This window comes from Metabacillus sp. B2-18 (assembly GCF_021117275.1).
Lineage (GTDB): Bacteria > Bacillota > Bacilli > Bacillales > Bacillaceae > Metabacillus.
Map to the genome: position 1 here is coordinate 1,135,807 of NZ_CP088245.1, position 20,791 is coordinate 1,156,597.

The 20,791-nt window shown below is 36.5% G+C and carries 18 protein-coding genes and 1 riboswitch; of the genes, 15 read left to right on the forward strand and 3 right to left on the reverse strand.

Features of this window, described 5'->3' with window-relative positions:
* Window positions 1–64: 64 nt before the first annotated feature.
* Together LPC09_RS05830 and LPC09_RS05835 are read right to left on the reverse strand one after the other, a co-directional pair.
* Entirely contained in the window at window positions 65–1,258 is a 1,194-nt protein-coding gene (locus LPC09_RS05830) for an ISL3 family transposase (protein WP_231307480.1), read from the reverse strand.
* 65 nt (window positions 1,259–1,323) lie between these two features.
* On the reverse strand, window positions 1,324–1,941 hold the full coding sequence (locus LPC09_RS05835; RefSeq protein ID WP_231309193.1) for a LysR family transcriptional regulator: 618 nt from the start codon (window positions 1,939–1,941) through the stop codon (window positions 1,324–1,326).
* Between the two features lie 140 nt (window positions 1,942–2,081).
* Here LPC09_RS05835 and LPC09_RS05840 point away from each other — a divergent pair, with 140 nt between their 5' ends.
* The 4 genes from LPC09_RS05840 (at window position 2,082) to rpoN (ending at window position 6,333) form a co-directional block, all read left to right on the forward strand.
* Complete coding sequence (locus LPC09_RS05840) at window positions 2,082–3,269, forward strand: acetyl-CoA C-acetyltransferase (RefSeq protein ID WP_098795347.1); 1,188 nt, start codon at window positions 2,082–2,084, stop codon at window positions 3,267–3,269.
* An 18-nt stretch (window positions 3,270–3,287) separates the two neighbouring features.
* Window positions 3,288–3,977, forward strand: coding sequence for a CoA transferase subunit A (locus LPC09_RS05845; protein ID WP_098795346.1), 690 nt, complete (start codon window positions 3,288–3,290; stop codon window positions 3,975–3,977).
* Window positions 3,978–4,002: 25 nt separating this feature from the next.
* Window positions 4,003–4,659 carry a CoA transferase subunit B gene (locus LPC09_RS05850; protein WP_231309194.1) on the forward strand — a complete coding sequence of 219 codons (657 nt, stop codon included), beginning with the start codon at window positions 4,003–4,005 and terminating at the stop codon, window positions 4,657–4,659.
* 339 nt (window positions 4,660–4,998) lie between these two features.
* A complete protein-coding gene (rpoN, locus tag LPC09_RS05855; protein ID WP_231309195.1) occupies window positions 4,999–6,333 on the forward strand; it encodes an RNA polymerase factor sigma-54 in 1,335 nt (444 codons plus the stop codon).
* 18 nt (window positions 6,334–6,351) lie between these two features.
* Here the strand turns inward: rpoN and LPC09_RS05860 are convergent, their stop codons facing one another.
* Complete coding sequence (locus tag LPC09_RS05860; RefSeq protein ID WP_231309196.1) at window positions 6,352–7,770, reverse strand: sigma-54 interaction domain-containing protein; 1,419 nt, start codon at window positions 7,768–7,770, stop codon at window positions 6,352–6,354.
* A 206-nt stretch (window positions 7,771–7,976) separates the two neighbouring features.
* On the opposite strand from LPC09_RS05860, the gene LPC09_RS05865 reads away from it, so the two are divergent.
* From LPC09_RS05865 to LPC09_RS05915, 11 genes are all read left to right on the forward strand, one after another.
* Window positions 7,977–9,308: an aminotransferase family protein gene (locus LPC09_RS05865; RefSeq protein ID WP_231309197.1), complete on the forward strand. Its 1,332-nt coding sequence runs from the start codon at window positions 7,977–7,979 to the stop codon at window positions 9,306–9,308.
* An 11-nt stretch (window positions 9,309–9,319) separates the two neighbouring features.
* Window positions 9,320–10,741, forward strand: coding sequence for an aldehyde dehydrogenase family protein (locus LPC09_RS05870; RefSeq protein ID WP_231309198.1), 1,422 nt, complete (start codon window positions 9,320–9,322; stop codon window positions 10,739–10,741).
* A 131-nt stretch (window positions 10,742–10,872) separates the two neighbouring features.
* Window positions 10,873–12,282, forward strand: a complete 1,410-nt coding sequence (locus LPC09_RS05875; protein WP_231309199.1) for an APC family permease — start codon at window positions 10,873–10,875, stop codon at window positions 12,280–12,282.
* A gap of 340 nt (window positions 12,283–12,622) precedes the next feature.
* A riboswitch (cobalamin riboswitch) is annotated at window positions 12,623–12,834 on the forward strand.
* A gap of 187 nt (window positions 12,835–13,021) precedes the next feature.
* Complete coding sequence (locus LPC09_RS05880; protein WP_231309200.1) at window positions 13,022–14,578, forward strand: ABC transporter substrate-binding protein; 1,557 nt, start codon at window positions 13,022–13,024, stop codon at window positions 14,576–14,578.
* An 8-nt stretch (window positions 14,579–14,586) separates the two neighbouring features.
* On the forward strand, window positions 14,587–15,516 hold the full coding sequence (gene nikB / locus LPC09_RS05885; protein WP_231309201.1) for a nickel ABC transporter permease: 930 nt from the start codon (window positions 14,587–14,589) through the stop codon (window positions 15,514–15,516).
* A 12-nt stretch (window positions 15,517–15,528) separates the two neighbouring features.
* Window positions 15,529–16,353: a nickel transporter permease gene (gene nikC, locus LPC09_RS05890; RefSeq protein WP_231309202.1), complete on the forward strand. Its 825-nt coding sequence runs from the start codon at window positions 15,529–15,531 to the stop codon at window positions 16,351–16,353.
* A gap of 1 nt (window position 16,354) precedes the next feature.
* Window positions 16,355–17,077, forward strand: a complete 723-nt coding sequence (locus LPC09_RS05895) for an ATP-binding cassette domain-containing protein (protein ID WP_231309203.1) — start codon at window positions 16,355–16,357, stop codon at window positions 17,075–17,077.
* Window positions 17,074–17,847, forward strand: coding sequence for an ABC transporter ATP-binding protein (locus tag LPC09_RS05900; protein WP_231309204.1), 774 nt, complete (start codon window positions 17,074–17,076; stop codon window positions 17,845–17,847). Before LPC09_RS05895 ends, LPC09_RS05900 begins: the two co-directional genes overlap by 4 nt.
* Before the next feature lie 16 nt (window positions 17,848–17,863).
* On the forward strand, window positions 17,864–18,379 hold the full coding sequence (locus LPC09_RS05905; protein WP_231309205.1) for a GNAT family N-acetyltransferase: 516 nt from the start codon (window positions 17,864–17,866) through the stop codon (window positions 18,377–18,379).
* A 185-nt stretch (window positions 18,380–18,564) separates the two neighbouring features.
* Window positions 18,565–19,938 (forward strand): PepSY-associated TM helix domain-containing protein, encoded by a 1,374-nt coding sequence (locus LPC09_RS05910; protein WP_231309206.1) that lies wholly within the window; start codon window positions 18,565–18,567, stop codon window positions 19,936–19,938.
* Window positions 19,931–20,440: a FixH family protein gene (locus LPC09_RS05915; RefSeq protein WP_231309207.1), complete on the forward strand. Its 510-nt coding sequence runs from the start codon at window positions 19,931–19,933 to the stop codon at window positions 20,438–20,440. The genes LPC09_RS05910 and LPC09_RS05915 overlap by 8 nt, the downstream gene beginning before the upstream one ends.
* Window positions 20,441–20,791: the final 351 nt, after the last annotated feature.

Below are 20,791 nucleotides of genomic sequence, written 5' to 3' on the forward strand. Positions count from 1 at the left end.
GTGCTTTCCTTGACGGCATCCAAGTTACTAACTACCATACTGATAGCTGAAGAATAAAAGAGAGTTATGCTACTTGTTTTTTATAAGTGTTTCCTGTACATTCCAGAAATACACGTAATCTAAACCGTTCTAAATTTCTATAACCATAGGCTCTTCTTTTAATGTTTTTAACCTTATGGTTAGTACCTTCGGTCCTTCCGTTTGTATATCTTGACAAGAAATATTGAAGAATTTCAGCTTTCCAATTTTCAAGGGTTTTAGCTACCTCATGAAAAGAAGGATATGGACTACTCCATGCAAGTTGAATCCATTCTTCAAACGATTCTTCTGCATCATTATAATTATCAAGTTTATACATTTCTCTGAAGGTTTCCTTAAGGTAATAAGCTGAAGCAAGTAAAGGATATTCTTCTAATAACTCATCTAATCGGACTTTTTGTTGTTCAGATAACTTTTCATACCCTTTTAACAATAGGAATCTGGCTTTCTTTAACTTAGGGTATTTCTTTCTGACTTTATCTAGAGCTTGTGTAACTTTTTGAACAACATGATACTTATCAATCACTATCGAAGCCAAAGGAAATAAAGATTTAATTGCTTTGTGAAACGGATCCCACATATCAACTACAACCGTTTTTACAGCTTGAGATGATGAAATGTAATTTGTTAACAACTGAGAGGTAGACTCATAACTACGTTGATGAATCATACCTAGAATGCATCCTAGCTTTGCATCAAGAAGTACCGTTTCATATCGATGACCCTTTCTAACGGCTACCTCATCTAGGCTTAAGACAAGGTCATCTTTGTCAGTAGCGTGTGTAATTGCCTCTTTGTGAATAAGTGCTTTTTCATGAGCCACTGAGTAATAGATCCTTTCTAAAGTGGTATATGGAATATGGTATTTCTCACTAACATGTTTAATGGTTGTATCTTGGCAAAGTTGATACAGGTGTTCACGGAGACGATTAGTTTGATGTTTACCAGGTTCTATTGAATCGTAACACTCTGAAAATACTTCAGAGCAATTTAAACATCTATACCGTTTTACCTTAATAAGCAGATATACTTGCTTATTTAATATATCAAGATCTCTTACTTTTCTTGTCCTTCTATCATGGACAAAAGAAGAAAGAAAACCACAAAAAGAACAACGTTCTTTTACTGAATTCTTTTGAACAACAACAACATAACTGGAAGTCAAATCTTCCTGTTTAACAACTTCAAATTCTGGCAAATCTAGTGATACGGAAAGCACTTTTGGATCCTCCTAATGTGTAGTTTGGTCGCTAACATTATTGCCAGGATTTCAAAAGTGTTTTCTTATTTTTTTCTTATCACAAAATTTGGTGATGAATCAAATAAAATAAAGTTTTCTTCGGCTAATTGGTGAAGTTTAACTTCATTTGAGTTTGCCAATGTGTGAGATTGGTTGGTATAGAGCATAAATTCTTCATTAATAAACGGTGTGATATTGAACTTACGATCTTCTGTTGGTAGGACGATCATTCCCACATCAACTTGTCCTTCATCGACTAAGTGTTCAATTCTTTTTGCGCCGAGTTCAATTAATTCTAAAGATACCTCAGGATAGAGCTCTCTGAATTTCTTTGCAATAGTAGGAAAGAAGAGAGTTCCGATTAATGGAGGAATTCCTATTTTTATTTGTCCAGTTGGCAGATTCATTAAATCATCTAATAATCTAGAAAGCTCGTCTGTGCTTCCTAAAATTTTAAGAGCTTGTTTATAAACAATTTCCCCAGCATCAGTTAGCATCAGCTTACGAGTTGACCGTTCAAATAATTCTACCTTTAGTTCTGATTCCAGTTTTTTGATAGATTTACTTAAGGTAGGTTGTGAAATATAGGTGTTTACCGCTGCTTTGGTAAAGCTTCCGTAGTTTGCGACTTCTGTAAAATAACGAAGATCTTTTAATTCCAAACGTATCACCTTTTTATTCTGATTTGTAATAAATTTTATAACTATTATTCATTTTACTCATAAGTGAGATTGCTGTAAATTAATAAGTAAATATAGAACAAAGCTTCAGAATAAACTCTTATTAAGGGAGGAACTTGAAGATGAGTCAAGATGAGGTTGTGATTGTAAGCGCTTTAAGAACGCCGATTGGGCAGTTTGGCGGTAGCTTAAAAAACATAAGTGCTGTTCAATTAGGTTCCATTGTTATTAAAGCGGTGATGGAAAGAGCAGGAATTAAAGGAGATATGTTAGATGAAGTGATCATGGGGAATGTGCTTCAAGCCGGACTTGGTCAAAATCCAGCTAGGCAAGCTGCGATAGGAGCAGGGTTGCCACAACATGTTTCCAGTTTCACGATTAATAAAGTGTGTGGCTCGGGATTAAAGGCCGTTCACTTGGCCTCACAGGCAATTTTGACAGGAGACGCCGAAATCGTCATTGCAGGTGGAATGGAAAATATGAGCCAAGCGCCTTACCTTACAATGGGAGCAAGAGAAGGATACAAAATGGGTGATCAAAAGCTGATCGATAGTATGATTCATGATGGATTATGGTGTGCATTTAACGACTATCATATGGGAATGACAGCAGAAAATATTTGTGATCAATACGAATTAACACGTCAGGAACAAGATGAATTTGCTGCATGGAGTCAGGAAAAAGCAGAAAAGGCTTTGAATGAAGGAAAATTTAAAGATGAAATCGTGCCGGTTACGATCCCGCAACGCAAAGGGGAACCCCTTCTATTTGATAAGGATGAATATGTTAAGCCTGGGACAACTGTTGAAAAGCTGGAGAAGTTAAGGCCTGCATTTAAAAAGGATGGCAGAGTAACAGCTGGTAATGCTTCAGGAATTAATGATGGTGCTGCTGCAGTTCTAATGATGAGTGCGCGCAAGGCTGAAGAGCTTGGTATAAAGCCTTTAGCAGCGATTAAAGCAAATGCGAGCGCTGCTGTTGATCCAAGTATTATGGGAATTGGTCCCGTTCCAGCAACAAAGAAAGCATTGGAGAAAGCTAGATTAAGTGTTGAAGATTTAGATCTTATTGAAGCAAATGAAGCCTTTGCAGCACAATCGTTAGCAGTAGGAAAAGATCTTCAATTTTCAAAAGATATATTAAATGTAAATGGAGGAGCCATTGCATTAGGGCATCCAATTGGAGCAAGTGGAACAAGAGTATTAACTACACTTATTCACGAATTGAAGCGTCGCAATGCTAGATATGGATTAGCAACATTATGTATTGGTGGCGGTCAAGGCGTTTCAACGATTATTGAAGCCTATTAAGAGAGAGGGGTATGGAAGATGAAGAAAATATTTACAAGCTTTGAAGAAGCTGTTGCAGAAATTAAGGATGGAATGACATTAATGGTCGGTGGTTTTGGATTAGTTGGAATTCCTGAAAATCTTATTAAAGCTCTTCGTGATAAAAATGTAAAAGATTTAACGGTCATTTCAAATAACTGTGGTGTAGATGATTGGGGACTAGGTTTACTACTAAATAATAAACAAATTAAAAAGATGGTATCTTCTTATGTTGGAGAAAATAAAGAGTTTGAAAGACAAGTATTAAGCGGAGAATTAGAAGTTCAACTTACCCCTCAAGGATCGTTAGCAGAGAAAATTCGTGCAGGTGGAGCAGGAATCCCAGCATTCTATACTCCAGCTGGTGTAGGAACACCGATTGCAGAAGGAAGAGAAACGAGAGAATTTAATGGGAAAGAATATTTATTAGAAGAGGCTCTTACTGCTGACTTTAGTTTAATAAAAGCTTGGAAAGCTGATAAATTAGGAAATGTTATTTACCGAAAAACGGCCCAAAACTTTAATCCAATTATGGCTGCTGCAGGAAAAGTAACCATTGTAGAGGTCGAAGAAATTGTTGAAGTAGGTGAGCTTGATCCAGATGCTATCCATACGCCAAGTATTTATGTTCAAGGACTTATTGTTGGAAAACATGAAAAACGAATTGAGCGTTTAACTGTTCGATCTTAATAGAATAATAGAGGAGGGGAATAGTATGACAAATGTACGTGTGAAAATTGCACAAAGAGCTGAAAAAGAAATTCAAGACGGTTTTTATGTGAATTTAGGAATAGGAATGCCAACAATGGTTGCGAACTATCTTTCTGAAAATAAAAATGTTGTCCTTCAATCTGAAAATGGATTATTAGGGATTGGACCATACCCAACTGAAGAAGAGGTAGATCCGGATTTAATCAATGCGGGAAAAGAAACTGTTACAGCCATTAAAGGGGCTAGCTTCTTCAGTAATGCAGAGTCATTCGCGATGATTCGTGGAGGCCATATTGATGTTGCTATTTTAGGTGGAATGGAAGTATCTGAAAATGGTGATCTAGCAAACTGGATGATTCCAGGCAAAATGATTAAAGGCATGGGCGGTGCAATGGATTTAGTTCATGGTGCTAAAAAGATTATCGTTATTATGGAGCATGTGAACAAAGCCGGCCAACCTAAAATTTTAAAAAAGTGTACTTTGCCGTTAACAGGGCAAGGTGTTGTTGATCGAATTATCACAGATCGGGCTGTTATTGATGTAAAAGAGGATGGCTTACATTTAATTGAAGTTGCAAAAGGATATAGTGTTCAAGACATAATTGATTCGACTGAAGCGGAGTTAAAGATTTCTGAGAATGTTTTGTGTGATGGTTTTTGATTAATAAAATTATATATGTCAATACCTCGAATAGAAGGTTACTATTCGGGGTATTTGCATCTAGAGGCTTTCATTTATTTAACACGGTACATACTAGTATCAGTGATACAAATATGTATCACGTCTAGTTAGGTCAGTAAAATAGCAATATATCTAAACAAGCTATGATTTTTTGATACATGATGGTATCGGTTAATCAAAAATTAAAATAAAAGAACTTGATATGTAGTAAGGTATTTATAAAAAACATGTTAGATGTTCTAACAATATCCCTGTTTTTTCCTGTAAGGATCGTTACAATGAACTCATCTTAAAGTAAAACAGGTGAGTATAATGCAAATGAGTACAGGACTATTTCAACAGCAAGTAACTAGCTTAACGATGACTCAAGGGCTGGCACAAGCAATTTCATTGCTGCAATTCTCGACAGCGGAGCTAACAGACTTTATTCAAGAAAAGTCATTGGAGAACCCCTTACTTGAAATGGAAGATCACTACTCGAAGGATATTTTTGTAGATCGAGATTTTAAAAGAAACACGACGATTCCATATGAGCAAGATAAACAAATATCTCCTCTGGATTTTCTGTCTGGGAAGGGAGAGAGCCTTCAGGAGCATCTCATTAGTCAAATAAGCCTTCTGAATCTAAGTGAGCATATGAAGAAGCAGATACAATATTTTATTTATCATGTAAATGAAAGTGGCTATTTGACAGAAGATGTGGAGGAGCTTTGTTTAGACTTAAAGATAACTTCAACAGAGGGGGGACAAATTTTATCTCTGCTTCATAGCTTAGAGCCTGCTGGTGTGGGAGCACGTAATCTTCAGGAATGTTTATTGTTGCAACTAAAAAGAAGTCCGGAAAAAAATGAACTTGCTGAAATGATTGTTGCCGAATACTTGGAGGCATTTGCTGATAAAAGATGGAAGATCATTTCGAACAAACTATCAATCTCTTTGGAAGAGATCCAAAAAGTTCATGATGTTATTCAACAATTACAGCCAAGACCAGGAAGTTCTTTTAGCCACGATATCCCAGAGTATATTGCTGCTGATGTTTCAGTGATTGAGGTGGGTTGCGAGTTAGTAGTTGCGGTAAATGATGAGCTGATTCCAAAGATACAATTTCAAGAACAATATAAACCTTTGTTAAAAGATAAAGAAATAAATTCATATATAAAAGAAAAATATCATGAGCTGCAATGGCTAATTAAAAGTGTTAATCACAGACAGTTAACACTGTACCGTGTTGCTAAAGCAATTGTTGAAAAACAAAGAGATTTCTTTTATAAAGGTTCAGAAGCCCTAAAGCCCCTAAGTTTAAAAGACATTGCTGAGGAATTGGAAGTTCATGAATCAACGGTAAGTCGAATTACATCCAATAAATATATGGAAACACCACAAGGAATTTTTGAATTAAAACATTTCTTCACACATTCACTTTATAATAGCTCGACTGCTGGTAGTACAACTGCTTCACATATTAAGAAGGTGATGAAGCAAGTGATTGATCAAGAAAATAAATTAAAGCCGTTATCAGATCAAAAGATTGTACACATTCTTGCAGATGAACATTCTATTGAGCTTTCGAGAAGAGTGATTGCTAAATATCGAGATGAACTAAATATTCCTTCCTCGTCTAAACGAAAGAGATTTGTTGAAGGAGTTGGATAATGAAGAAGAACGAAGGAATTATTTCTTTCGTTCGTCTTTCATATTTATAGAGTATTGTTTTAATTTCCGAACAATGGAAGGCTGACTGATGCCAAGATATTCGGCCATTTCATAGGTTGTTTTACAGCGTTCCATCGCCTTATATAGCAATCTTTTTTCAACTTGTTCCACAGCTTTTTTTAAGTTATGCTCTTCATCGATATGGTGATCAATAAATGGTAGTGCCACTGATTCGGATAGATGTTCTTTTTTTATATTAGCTGGTAAATGTTCCGGGTAAATGATTTCTTCATCAGTTGTAAGCATAACCCGTTCTAATATATTTTCCAACTCACGAACATTTCCCGGCCAATCATATTGGGTAAATAAGTCGTACGTTGTTGAATGTAGTTTCTTTGATAGTTGGTATTTTTCATTAATACTTTTAACATAATGTTGAAGTAAAATCGGTATATCTTCTTTTCTCTCACGTAAAGGAGGAATATGAAGCGGAATAATATTAACTCGATAAAATAAGTCTAAACGGAATTCTCCTTTTTCAACCATGGACTCAATGTCTTGGTTTGTCGCCGCAATTAAGCGGAAATTAATGTGTCTCTCCTCTTTTCCTCCAATTCTCATCACTTTTTTCTCTTGCAGAACACGTAGGAGCTTTGCTTGGACACTTAAAGGCAATTCTCCAATTTCGTCTAAGAAAAGTGTGCCATCCTTTGCTTGCTCGATCAGTCCTTGTTTTCCTTGTTTATTTGCACCTGTAAAAGAGCCGGACTCATAGCCGAACATTTCTGATTCGAACAATGTTTCGGGAATTGTGCTGCAGTTTACCTCAATAAATGGTTCATCTTTTCTAGCACTGTTTGCATGCAGCATCCTAGCAAACGTACTTTTTCCTACACCTGAAGGTCCTAAAAGAAGAACAGTTGCATCTGTTTTTGATACACGATAAATGGTTTTGACAATTTGCTCAATGGATTGACTGCGAAATAAAATTCCATATTGCTCAGCATCTTTTTCACGAAGCTCCTCGACTTCTGTTTTATAACTAACGAGCTTTCTTTGTAATCTCTCATATTCTTCCTGCAGATTCATTATTTCGGTTTGATCTTGGCTATAGCTAATCACGCAAATGATGTTACCTTGATCATTGAAAATAGGGAAGCCAGTAGCCATAACCACTTTGCCCGTTTTCGTATGTTGTAAAATTTGACAAGTTTTCTTGTTTTCTAAAACCATTGCATGAATAGAAGGAGATAAAATGCCTTCTTTTTGTAGCTGATAAACAGATTTTCCTAGGTATTGGTTAGCCTCAATTCCATAGATTGACCAATGATTTGGATTTGACCGTAGAATAACTCCTTGATGATCTGTAATCGTAATATTGTTGTTAGATGTTTCGATAATTTTATCTAACACCAAATTGAGTATGTGGTTTTCCATATATCCTCCCGGTAATCTGTGTAAGACATCGATTCATTTATGAATTAAAATGTTTAGTTGATTTAAATATAAATCAATTTTAGCATATTTGATTTGAAAATGAATCAAACCTATTGAACTAACCTTATGAATCAATGAAAAAAAGTTGGCATGAAACTTGCAATGTAGAAAGCAAATAATAGATTTTATTAGAGGAGTTGTTATTCGTGATTGATACTAACAAAATTGAAGAGTTAACAGAATTAGATAAGAAGCATTTTCTTCATCCAACCTCACCGATTGGACAGCAGCAAAAAGAAGGTCCATCGTTTATTTTTACAGAAGGTAACGGAGTTTTTTTAACAGATATGAAGGGAAACAAGTTAATAGATGGAATGTCTTCTTTATGGAATGTTAATATCGGTCACGGACGTGAGGAAATTAGTGATGTTGCGAAGGAGCAAATGAAAAAATTAGCTTTTAGCTCTTGTTTTGCAACATTCAGTAATGAGCCGGCAATTCGTCTAGCAGCAAAACTAGCTGAGATTGCACCAGGAGATTTATCAACAACATTTTTTACATCAGGTGGATCGGAATCAAATGATACGGCTTATAAGCTTGCTCGTCATTATTGGGTCTTAAAAGGAAAGCCGAATAAACAAAAAATTATTTCTAGAACAAAGTCATACCATGGAGTATCAATGGGAGCTACAAGTGCTACAGGTCTAAAACCGTTTCGTGATTTTACAACATCAATTGCTCCAGATTTTCATTATGCCGATCATTTTTCAACAGAATCATTGCGAAATGTCATTGAACAAGAAGGACCTGAAACAGTTGCAGCATTTATCGCTGAGCCTGTTCAGGGAGCTGGGGGAGTCCACATTGCTCCTGATGGATACTTCCAAGAGGTTCGTGAAATTTGCGATGAATACGACATTCTATTTATAACAGATGAAGTTATTACTGGATTTGGGCGAACAGGAACATATTTTGGAATCGATCATTATGGTGTATCGCCTGACATGATGTGTTTCGCAAAAGGGGTAACAAGCGGATATGCACAATTAGGTGGGGTGATGATCTCAGAGACGTTACACAAAGAATTTAAAGAACTATCTACTGGAACATTGCTTCATGGTTATACGTACAGCGGTCACGCAATGGCTTGTGCGGTCGCACTGAAAAATATAGAAATCATTGAGCGTGAGAATTTAATCGAAAATGCGGCACTTATGGGTCAAGAAATGCTTCAAGGCTTTCAATCATTACAGGAAAAACATAGCGTTATAGGTGAAGTTCGTGGGCTAGGCTTAATGGGGGCAATTGAAATTGTAAAAGATAAGCAAACAAACGAACATTTTGAGTCACCGTTAGCACCTCAACTTGTTAATGAAGCAGCGAAAAGAGGACTCATTCTTCGATCTGTTGTGTTTGATGGTCAAGATACACTTGTTTTTGCCCCACCGCTAATCATGACAAAAGCTGATATTGATTCATTAATTTCCATCCTTGATGACGCGCTTACTTCAGTTTCAAAGGATGCTGTAAAAGGATAAGGAGGATATAAATGAAAAAACAATTATTTATTAATGGAGAATGGGTTGGAACAGAGTCTTATAAAGATTTACTTTCACCTTACAGCAATGAAAAAATTGCAGAAATTGCTTCCGCAACAGAGGAAGATGTAGATAAAGCAATTGCTGCAGCTTATCAAACGAACGAAACCATGGCTGAAATGCCAGCACATCAGCGGGCTTCTATTTTAGAAAAGGTGGCAAATCTTATTGAAGCACGTGCAGAAGAAGCGGCTAAAATCATTTCTGCAGAAGCTGCCAAACCATATAAAACAGCTCTTGGTGAAGTGAGTCGTACGGTTGCAACCTATAAGTTTTCAGCAGAGGAAGCGAAACGTATTCATGGAGAAACGATACCACTTGATGCTGCTGTTGGTGGAGAAAACAGGATCGCTTATACAGTTCGTGAGCCGATCGGTGTGATTGGTGCGATTACACCATTTAATTTTCCAATGAATTTGGTTGCACATAAAGTCGGTCCAGCGATTGCATCAGGAAACACAGTGGTGTTAAAACCAGCTGAACAAACCCCGTTATCTTCCTTATTTTTAGCAGATATTTTTAAAGAAGCTGGATTACCTGATGGTGCTTTAAATATTGTCACTGGTAAGGGTTCTGTTGTTGGAGAAAAAATTGTCAAAGACGATCGGGTGAAAAAAATATCGTTCACTGGAAGTCCAGAGGTTGGAATTGGTATCCGTAATAAAGCAGGCTTAAAACGAGTGACATTGGAGCTTGGTTCAAATGCAGCTGTAATTATTGACCAAGGTGTTAATCTTGATAAAATCATTGATCGTTGTGTGATGGGAGCTTTTTCCTTCCAAGGTCAGATTTGTATTTCGTTGCAACGTGTTTATATTCATGAATCATTGTATGAGCAATTTGTATCGAAAATGGTGCAGGCAACGAAACAACTCAAATTAGGTGATCCGCTTGATCCCCAAATAGATGTCTCAGCATTAATAAGTCCTCGTGATGTTGATCGTGCTCTAGCTTGGATTGAAGAAGCGAAGCAAGGGGGAGCAAAGGTATTAACTGGCGGAGTTGCTGAAGGGAATGTATTGCAGCCAACGATTCTAACAGATGTTGATGCTAAGCTGAAAGTCTCGTGTCAAGAGGTGTTTGCTCCAATTGTCCTTATTAACAAGGTAAGCTCTGTTAAGGAGGCCATAAACTATGTGAACGATTCACGATACGGGTTACAGGCAGGAATATATACAGACAATATCCATACCGCTCTCATGGCAACGAAAAAATTACATGTTGGTGGAGTTATGGTCAATGATATCCCAACATTCCGTGTTGATCATATGCCATATGGTGGTGTAAAAGAAAGCGGAGTTGGGCGCGAAGGAGTAAAATATACGATCGAAGAAATGACTGAGCAGAAGTTAGTTGTGTTTAATCAAGCATAAAAGTTATGACAAAGCTTAATGCCCGTTGGAGTTCGGGCATTAAGCCATACATAAGAGAAGCTAGATTCTGAGATACTGCAAAATACCACTTTTATATGCAGCAAAGTACAAAGAACGAGAGGATGAAGGAGATGAAACAAGAAAAAGAGCTGAAAAAGGTCTTAACAAAGGCTGATGTGTTATTTTTAGCCATTGGTGCTATGCTCGGTTGGGGATGGGTTGTACTCTCAGGAAATTGGATTGTATCAGCAGGTTCCGTAGGAGCAATTATTGCCTTCGTTATAGGGGGATTACTCGTTACTTTTGTTGGTTTGACTTATGCTGAACTAGCATCTGCAATGCCTGCAGTAGGTGGAGAGCATCATTATGTTGAGCGGGCAATGGGAAGCAAAGCTGCGTTTATTGCGTCTTGGGCGATCACATTAGGATATGTATCAGTCGTAACGTTTGAAGCTGTTGCCCTTCCAACTGTTATAGATTATTTACTTCCTAACTATCAGGTTGGTTACTTATGGACAATAGGTGGATGGGATGTTTATCTTACATGGGTGTTAATTGGCTCTGTTGGGGCGATATTGCTTACGGCGCTTAATTATTTTGGATTAAAGCCAGCAGCGTTTATGCAGGTTGTTTTAACTGTTTTTATTGTTGGAATCGGGATATTGCTTATATTTGGAGCAGGGACAAATGGAGATCCACAAAATCTTCAGCCGCTTTTCACTGGTGGAGTTGGAGGGATCATGACTGTGCTCATCATGGTACCATTTCTTTTTGTTGGATTTGATGTTATTCCACAAGTTGCTGAAGAAGCGAATATTCCAGCAAAAGATATTGGGAAGATTCTTATTTTTTCAGTAGGGTGTGCGGTTGTTTTTTACTTGGCTATTGCTTTTGGCGTGTCTATGGCGCTTGATCAAGAGGCGTTAAGTATCACACAATTAGCGACTGCTGACGCAATGGCAGCTGTATTTGGGTCTAAAATATTCGCAAATATCTTAATATTCGGAGGAATATGCGGAATCGTTACCAGCTGGAATGCATTTATAATTGGAGGCAGCCGTATTATTTATGCCATGGCAAATTCGGGAATGCTGCCTAATTGGTTTGGATATTTGCATCCGAAATATAAAACACCTTCTAATGCAGTCATATTTCTGGGTGCTTTAGCAACATTAGCACCATTATTAGGAAGACCAGCACTCGTTTGGATTGTTGATGCTGGGGGACTTGGTATCGTTGTTGCCTACTTTTTAGTAGCTTTATCCTTTATTATTTTGCGTAAAAAAGAGCCGAACATGGACCGACCGTTTAAGGCTGGAAAGCAAAATGCTGTGGGTTGGATTGCTCTCATTTTAAGTTTAGGATTCATTTTGTTATACATGCCGGGAATGCCTGCTGCACTAGTTTGGCCATATGAATGGGTGATGGTAGCTGGTTGGATTTTAATAGGAGCGTATTTCTATTATCATATGAATAAGGGGAAATATGAGGTATCTATACCACATAATAAAGATAGTAAAGTACATAAAAATGAGCTATAAGGAGATACAATAATTTAATTAACTTTAACTTCTATTTAGAGTATAAAGTCTCTATGATTATATTTTCGGGAACAAGCATTACCTCAATCATAGAGAATTTATACTCTTTTTATTTAGAAGTAGGATTAACTGTAGTATAGGTCATGGAGCTTTTATATTAATATGAAAATCATTCTAAAGTCTTGTTCAATAAAATATTAAATAGAAATTACTATATTGACTTTCGTAAGGTTTAACTCTATATTGGTAGTAATTTCACTTAGCAAGCCATGTCTTATATTAAAGTCGAGAATCGGGACAAAAACTTTTGCTAATTTAATATAAAAAGTTATAAAAAACTTTATATTCTTTGGAAATAGGTGCTAGTAAAGTAGTAATTTTGCTTTATAAGCTTAAAAGGGAAGTCGGTTAGATGCCGACACGGACCCGCCACTGTATTGGGTTTCACACTAAATGTGAAATAACGTTCTACATAAACCACTGGGTGTTCACCTGGGAAGGTTTGATCGTTATGCCCTAAGTCAGGAGACCTGCCTATTTTTACATCGCCGATAGACCTACGGGAATTCTAGGGAGGTGGTTAGGGTGCTCATAGATTGATAACCTATTTTCATAAACATTTTGTTATGGAGATTTTTCTGTATTTTTCTGTGTTTAATAACAAGCATTTCTGACCGCTTAAGCTGGTTGGAGATGCTTTTTTTATTTATATATACAAAATGGAGGTTTTAAATTTATTATGGTAAAAAATATTCAACGAAAGCAGACTATCCTATTTTTGATCGTAATTGGTAGTTTACTACTTTTATTGTCAGGTTGTTCTGATGAGAAAAAGACAGCAACATCAAACTCGGATTTAGCTTCTGAAAAGCATGTAACTCTTGCTTTTCCATGGAGTCCTCAAAGTCTTGATCCACATGGTATTGATAGCTGGGAGGTAATGCGTTCAGGTACAGCAGAAACATTAGTTAAGTTAGATGAGGAACTACAAACTACACCTTGGCTTGCAAAAGAGTGGAAGCAAGAAAATGACACAACATGGGTATTTACGCTAGAAGAAAATGTAACCTTTCATAATGGCGAGAAAATGGATGCAGCGAGTGTAAAAGACTCTTTGCTTCGTTCGATCGAGAAGGATCAAAAGGTAAAAGATTTGCTTCAAGTTGAATCAATAGAGGTTGTTTCTGATCTAGAACTAAAGATTATAACAAAACAACCAAATGCTGCGTTGGTCTCTCATTTGGCAGATCCTTCAACGATTATTGTTGATGTGGCAACGCTTGATAAAGAGGATAGCTACCCTGCACTAACAGGAGCATTCTCAATTAAACAATTTAATAAAGATGAATCTCTTATTGTTGAGAAATATGAAGATTATTGGGGAGAGAAAGCGTTACTGTCTGAAGTAATCATTAGTTTTATTCCAGATGGAAATTCTCGATTAATGGCTCTTCAATCAGGAGATGTTGATGGTGCAACAGATATCCCTGTTGATAACATGAAAGTGTTGGATAAAGATAAGAGATTTGAGGTTTCCACTGCACCATCACTACGCACACACATGTTGATGTTTAATATGAATTCTCCAATGTTTCAGGATGTAACACTACGAAAAGTGGTTGATTTATCAATTCCACGTGAAGAAATTGTTCATTCCATTATGTTAGAGGCTGGAACTGAAGCGAAAAGTCCATTTCCAGAAGTATTATCATTTGGTCAAGTTGAGAAGCAAGCTTCATCAGAATCGATTGATCAATTATTAGAGCAAGATGGCTGGAAGAAAAATAGTGATGGTATGTGGGAAAAGCAAGGAAGTATTTTTGAAGTTACCATGTTAACCTTTCCACAACGACCGGAATTAACTGTTATGGCAGAAGCGATTCAAGCTGAATTACTAAACGAAGGGATAAAAGTGAATATTCGTCAAGTGGAGAATATTGATGAGGCTTTAGTGAATGAAGATTGGGATTTATCAATGTACAGTATGTTAACTGCTCATACTGGGGACCCACAATACTTTTTAAATATTTTCTATCAATCTGCTAGTGAGTCAAATGTGAGTCACTATGAATCATCTACAGTAGATCGTATGATTGATGAATTAAACCAAACGAGTGATACAACTAAGCGTAATGAACTGGCTATCGAAGTTCAGGAAGTAATTAATCAAGATCTTCCACAGTCATTTATTGTACATCCAAAAACAGTATTTAGTACTAGAAATGGAGTAGTAGGATTTACACCTCATCCGATTGAATATTATTATATTCATCCAGAGCTTGATGTGAGCGAGTGAGGAAGACGATGATACGTTTTGGCATAGAGCGAATCGTTCAACTGTTTCTTGTCATCTTTTTTGTTTCGACTCTTACTTTTTTTCTACTAAGATTTGCTCCGGGAGATCCTGCTTATATTTTGCTAACTAAACATAATGTACCGGCTTCTGAAGAAGCGCTAAATCGTTTAAGAGAAGAGCTCGGATTAACAGATACTTTTTGGAGTCAATATATTCAATGGATTAAGGACGCTTTTACATGGCAGTGGGGAACATCTTTTGTCTCCAAAGAGCCTGTTGTTGAAGAATTATTAAATAGATTACCTGCAACACTTGAGCTTGCAGCAGCAGGAATAATTGTGATGATTTTCATCACAATTATTCTAGGGGTGTCTACGGCGATTTATTCAAATGGACTTTTAGATGGAATTGGAAGAATGTTAGCCATTATTGGTTCTTCCATCCCAGCCTTTTGGCTGGGATTTCTATTTATCTATTTTTTTTCGGTTCAGTATGGATGGCTTCCTTCAATAGGGAGGGGAACATTTGTGCATCTGATTTTACCAGGCCTAACTCTCGGCTTAGGTGTTGGAACTGTTTATGCGCGTATTCTTCGAACGAATATGCTTGAGCTGACACATCAACCGTTTGTAAAAGCAGCAAGAGTAAGAGGTCTTTCAAACACATATATTTTCATTTTTCATCTTTTTAAACATGCATTTTTGCCGATTGTCACAATGCTAGGTACTAGTTTTGCTTATATGTTAGGTGGGAGTGTGATAGTTGAATCGATTTATTCCTGGCCAGGTTTAGGAAAATATATAGTTGAATCGATTAATATGCGTGATTATCCTGTTATCCAAGGTTATGTTGTGTTCACTTCATTCCTATTTGTATCTCTTCATATAGTAGTGGATCTTATTTACGCTGCACTTGATCCAAGGATAAAAATTCGCTAGGAGGCTTAAGGGATGAAAAAAATGGATCTTTCATTAGACAAGAGCATTGTTGTGGGGAGCAGCCTATTACTTTTCATTATTATTCTTGGCTTCTTAGCACCATTGCTCGCTCCTCATGATCCATTAGAAGTGAATCTCTCGAAAAGATTAGTATCACCTAACGAGATATATCCGTTTGGAACTGATCATCTAGGACGCTGTATTTTATCTCGAATTATTTATGGTATAAGAGTTAGTGTTGCATTTGCATTTATTATTATGGTTTGTACATTACTTATTAGTTTGCCGATTGGTTTTTTTACAGGCTATTTACGAGGAAGAATAGACCAGATTTTTATGAGATTCATTGATGGAATACTTGCAATTCCCGATATTGTTCTAACTATTACGGTTTTAGGAGTCTTAGGAACTGGTCTTGTTAATATGATCATTGCCATTTTAATCATTCGTTGGACAAATTATGTTCGCTTTGTTCGAAGTCTTGTTATAAAAGCTAGTGAGGAGGACTATATTTTGTCTGCAAAGATGAGTGGAAATTCGCATTTTCGAATAATGAGACGTTATATATTTCCTGACATTTTTCCAAGTCTTGTTGTTTTTGGAGCATTAGATATGGGGAAAATTGTTCTTTTAATTGCAGGTCTTTCTTTTCTCGGATTAGGTACTCAGCCTCCAACACCTGAGTGGGGCAGTATGCTTCATGATGCAGCAGCTTATTTCCAAGTTGCTCCTCATGTCATGATTTTTCCTGGTTTAGCTATCTTTCTATTTGTTTTTGCCTGTCAATTAATTAGTGATCGTTTTAAAAAATATCGTAATCCTTTAAATGAGGTGTAATATGTCAGCTCATGTAAAGCCACTTTTATGTGTAGAGCAGCTTGAAATATCTTATTTTGATAAAAAGCTGATAAACCCAATCATTCGTAATGTGAATTTTCAATTATATCCAGGTGAAATGGTTGCATTGAAGGGACCAAGTGGATGTGGAAAAAGTGTCACAGCACATGCACTTGTTGGTATGCTTGATGCAAAATGGGTGATAACGAATGGACATATTTACTATCAAGATCAGCCTATTGAAAAATTAAATGAAAAGAAATGGCAGCAGTTAAGACGTCATGAAATATCGTTGCTTATTCAACATTCATTAAATGGTTTGAATCCAATTCGTACGGTGAGAAAACAAATGGTAGAAACATTACAAGAAAAGAAGCAGTGGAGTAAGAAGGATGTCGAGCAATATCTTCATTCACTATTGGAAACGGTTGGTTTTTTAGAACCAGACCATATTTTAACTTCCTATCCATTTGAATTAAGTGGAGGTATGCGTCAACGAATTCTACTGGCTATGATGGTGAGTTTAAGGCCGAAGATATTAATCGCAGATGAACCAACAACGGCTCTTGATGTGATAAATAGGGAAAAGGTGCTGTCATTATTAAAGAAATTGCAAAAACAATACAATCTAGCAATTTTACTAATTTCTCATGATGAACAAAGTATTACCAAATATGCTGATCGAGTTATTCAAATGCATCCCGGAGGAGTTACTGCTCAATGATAGTAGAATTACGGCAAGTTACTAAAGAGTATCCAAAAAGAAATAAATCACTTTTCCGTACAAAAGAATACATGAAAGCTGTTAACAATGTAAACTTGCAAATAGGAAAAGGGGACAGTATTGGTTTGGTTGGTGAAAGCGGATGTGGGAAAAGTACAATAGCTAAATTAATAACAAGATTAGAAACAGTAACTTCGGGACAAATTCTTTTAAAAGGCAAGCCTATCCACGGTAAGAAGATATCAAATAGAGAGCTATACAAACAGATACAATTAGTTTTACAAGACTCATCTTCATCCTTACATCCTAAAATGCAAATAAAAGATATCTTGCTAGAGCCTTTACAACATTATTTCCCATCTGAAAAATCTACTTGGGAGGAGAGTTGTAAGACTCTTTTAAAATTAGTAGATCTAGACGAAGCTTTCTTATTAAGATATCCTTATCAATTAAGTGGTGGACAAAAACAACGAGTTTGTATCGCAAAGTCCTTGGCGGCTCAGCCTGATATTATTATATTTGATGAATCGATCGCAAGCTTGGATGAGGAATCACAACAGTCTATGATCCGTACGTTAAAAAAAATAAAAAAGCAGTATGAATTAACTTATTTATTTATTACACATGATTTAAGATCAACTAGAGAACTATGTGATCGCATCGTTGTTATGTATCAAGGAGAATTTGTGGAAACTTTTCGTCATCATGATTATGAAAAGTTAAAACATCCTTATTCACGAATATTGTTTCAAACACTTAATAACGAGTAACAAGGAGCTACCATAAATGCATAATCATTTTCCTTACACTATTCATAGGCTACAACAAGGTGAATACTCTCATATCATTGAGTTTGTCATGAAAATGCGTCAAGAACTGTTTCCGATGTTAAAAGGTGAAGAACTTCCTCAAGATTTACTCAATTTTGAGAAAAGCTATATTCAGACAAAGAATGCTGCATTTTTTTATGTTGTTTCAGAGGATGGAGAAATAATCGGTTCGGTCGGTGTAACACCATATGATGGTCGCTTTCAGCAGTTAAAAGATGTCTATCACCTTTCGAATTCAGCCGAAATTGTCAAATGCTATATTGATTCTAATTATCGAAGATTAGGAATTGGAACAGCTTTATCGAAAATGGCGACTAGTTATAGTAAGAAAAGTGGATACCGTTCTCTATACCTACATACTCACCCGTTTCTACCCGGTGCGATTCCTTTTTGGAAATCTCAAGGTTACAAAGAGATATTAGCTGAAGATGATCCTGTATGGCAGACACTTCATATGGTAAAAACAGTTTAAGTTTTTGAGAAAAGCTTTTCTAATACTATCACCCAATGAAAAAGGAGTTGTTGTAGCAACTCCTTTTTCTTTGGAGAAAAATAGATGCAAAAAAATATAAAAACTTCATTCTTTCCACACAATTTGCCGTTATTCTTCTTTCTATAGACTAAAGAATAATCAAAAATAAGAAGGAGATCATTTGTATGGAAACAGTCCCAATTAAAACAAAGAAGCAAAAGATAAAGAAAACTAATCCATCCCTATATAAAACTGTTTGGCGTTGGCATTTTTATGCGGGGATTATTTTTGCCCCTTTTCTAATGATTCTTGCGGTTACAGGTGCAGTTTATTTATTTAAACCTCAAATTGAACAGATGCTTTATCAGGAATATTACGAGGTAAATCCACAAGGCGAGAAAATATCAGCAACACAGCAAATTGAGACAGTGAAAAATGAGTATCCTGATGCTGTTGTGAGTAAATATCGTCCAGGTGAAAGTGATTTAAGATCAAGTGAAGTAACGATTTCATCTAATAATGAAACTTTGACAGTGTTTGTTAATCCGTACACTGCAGAGGTAATCGGAGAGTTAAATAGTGAAGACAGGATTATGAATAGAATTGAGGAAATTCATGGTGAGTTAATGGCTGGGACAGTAGGTGACCGAATAGTTGAGTTAGCTGCTTGCTGGGCAATTGTTCTTATTGTAACTGGACTTTATTTATGGTTTCCAAAAAAGAAACAAGATTTAGCTGGTGTATTGATACCTAGATTTAATAAGGGAAAAAAGATTTTCCGAAGAGATTTACATGCTGTTCCAGCTTTTTGGGTAACAGCAGGCATGTTATTTTTAATTTTAACAGGCTTACCTTGGTCAGGATTCTGGGGTACTAATTTCCAAACCATTGCAACAAATGCTGGGACGGGTTATCCACCTTCTGTTTGGGTAGGGAGTGCTCCAACATCAACCATCCAAACAAAGGATGTAGCAGATGTACCGTGGGCAGCTGAAACCATGGATGTACCAAAATCAGATCTGCAAGGCTTTATTCCACTTTCGATCGACGATGTTGTGGACATTGCAAGTCGAGAAGGAATGCATCCAACTTATACAATTAACATTCCAAGTGATAAAGAAGGGGTATATACGTTGTCGGCCTATCCTCCGAAAGCGCAGGATGAAGCTACGATTCATATTGATCAATACTCAGGAGCAGTTCTAGCAGATTATCGCTATGATCACTATGGTTTTGTCGGTAAGATGGTTGCACTGGGAATTACCTTGCATAAAGGGACTCAATTTGGGTTTCTTAACCAACTTTTAAGTCTTTTCATTTGTTTAGGCATTATCCTTGTTGTGGCTAGCGGGTTTTACTTATGGCTGAAGAGAAAGCCTAAAAAGGAAATGGGTGCACCAAAGTCACCAAGAATGTTCAAGATGGGACCATTTTTTGTGTTAATCATTGGATTAAGTATTTTGTTCCCACTTGTTGGTTTGTCCATAATCGCTGTATGGATCATTGACCTGCTTATCATTCAAAGAATACCTGTTGTGAAGAGGTTTTTAAATGCATAATTTGACAAGTAAGGGTGTTGTGACCGTGAAAAAATTTAAAGCTATCCTGTTGCTTCCTTTTATGATGTTAATACTCAGTGCATGTTCACTGGAGCTAAAACAAGATGTTGCGAAGCAGTATAAAGAAGAAGAGCCAATGGTAGCAGATATTATCATTCCAGATTCTCTTTCAACAAATAGTGATACAACATTTCAAGTTGTTCTTACTCAGGGTGAAGAAAAAGTAGTTTCAGCAGACTATGTTCACTTTGAAATATGGAAGCAAGATGGATCTGTTAAATTTGAAATGGAGCAAGCTGAAGAAGTAGGAAATGGAACTTATCAGTTAAGTAAAAAATTAGATAGTGAAGGGCTGTATTTTATTAAAGTTCATGCGAGTAGCAATGATTCAATCATTATGCCTCAAAAACAGTTTATTGTTGGGGAACTTTCGGAAAGTGAGCTAGAGTTTCTTCAGAAAGGTGCTGTAGTAGAGGATGGTGGTGGGGAGCATCATCATTAGGTAGTTATAAAAAAGCTTTAATTCCTGGGTAGGGAGTTGAAGCTTTTTTGTTTGTTTTTTTGAATGAAGACTATTAGGTGGTTGGTTTAGTGGTGAGATGGTTGTCATAGAGGGAATGAAGACCGTTATGTGGTTGAATTTGTAGAGAGATGGTCTTCATAGAGGGAATGAAGACGGTTATGTGGTTGAATTTGTATAGAGATGGTCTTCATAGAGGGAATGAAGACGGTTATGTGGTTGAATTCGTATAGAGATGGTCTTCATAAAGGGAATGAAGACCGTTATGTGTTTGAATTCGTAGAGAGATGGTCTTCATAGAGGGAATGAAGACCGTTGTGTGGTTGAATTTGT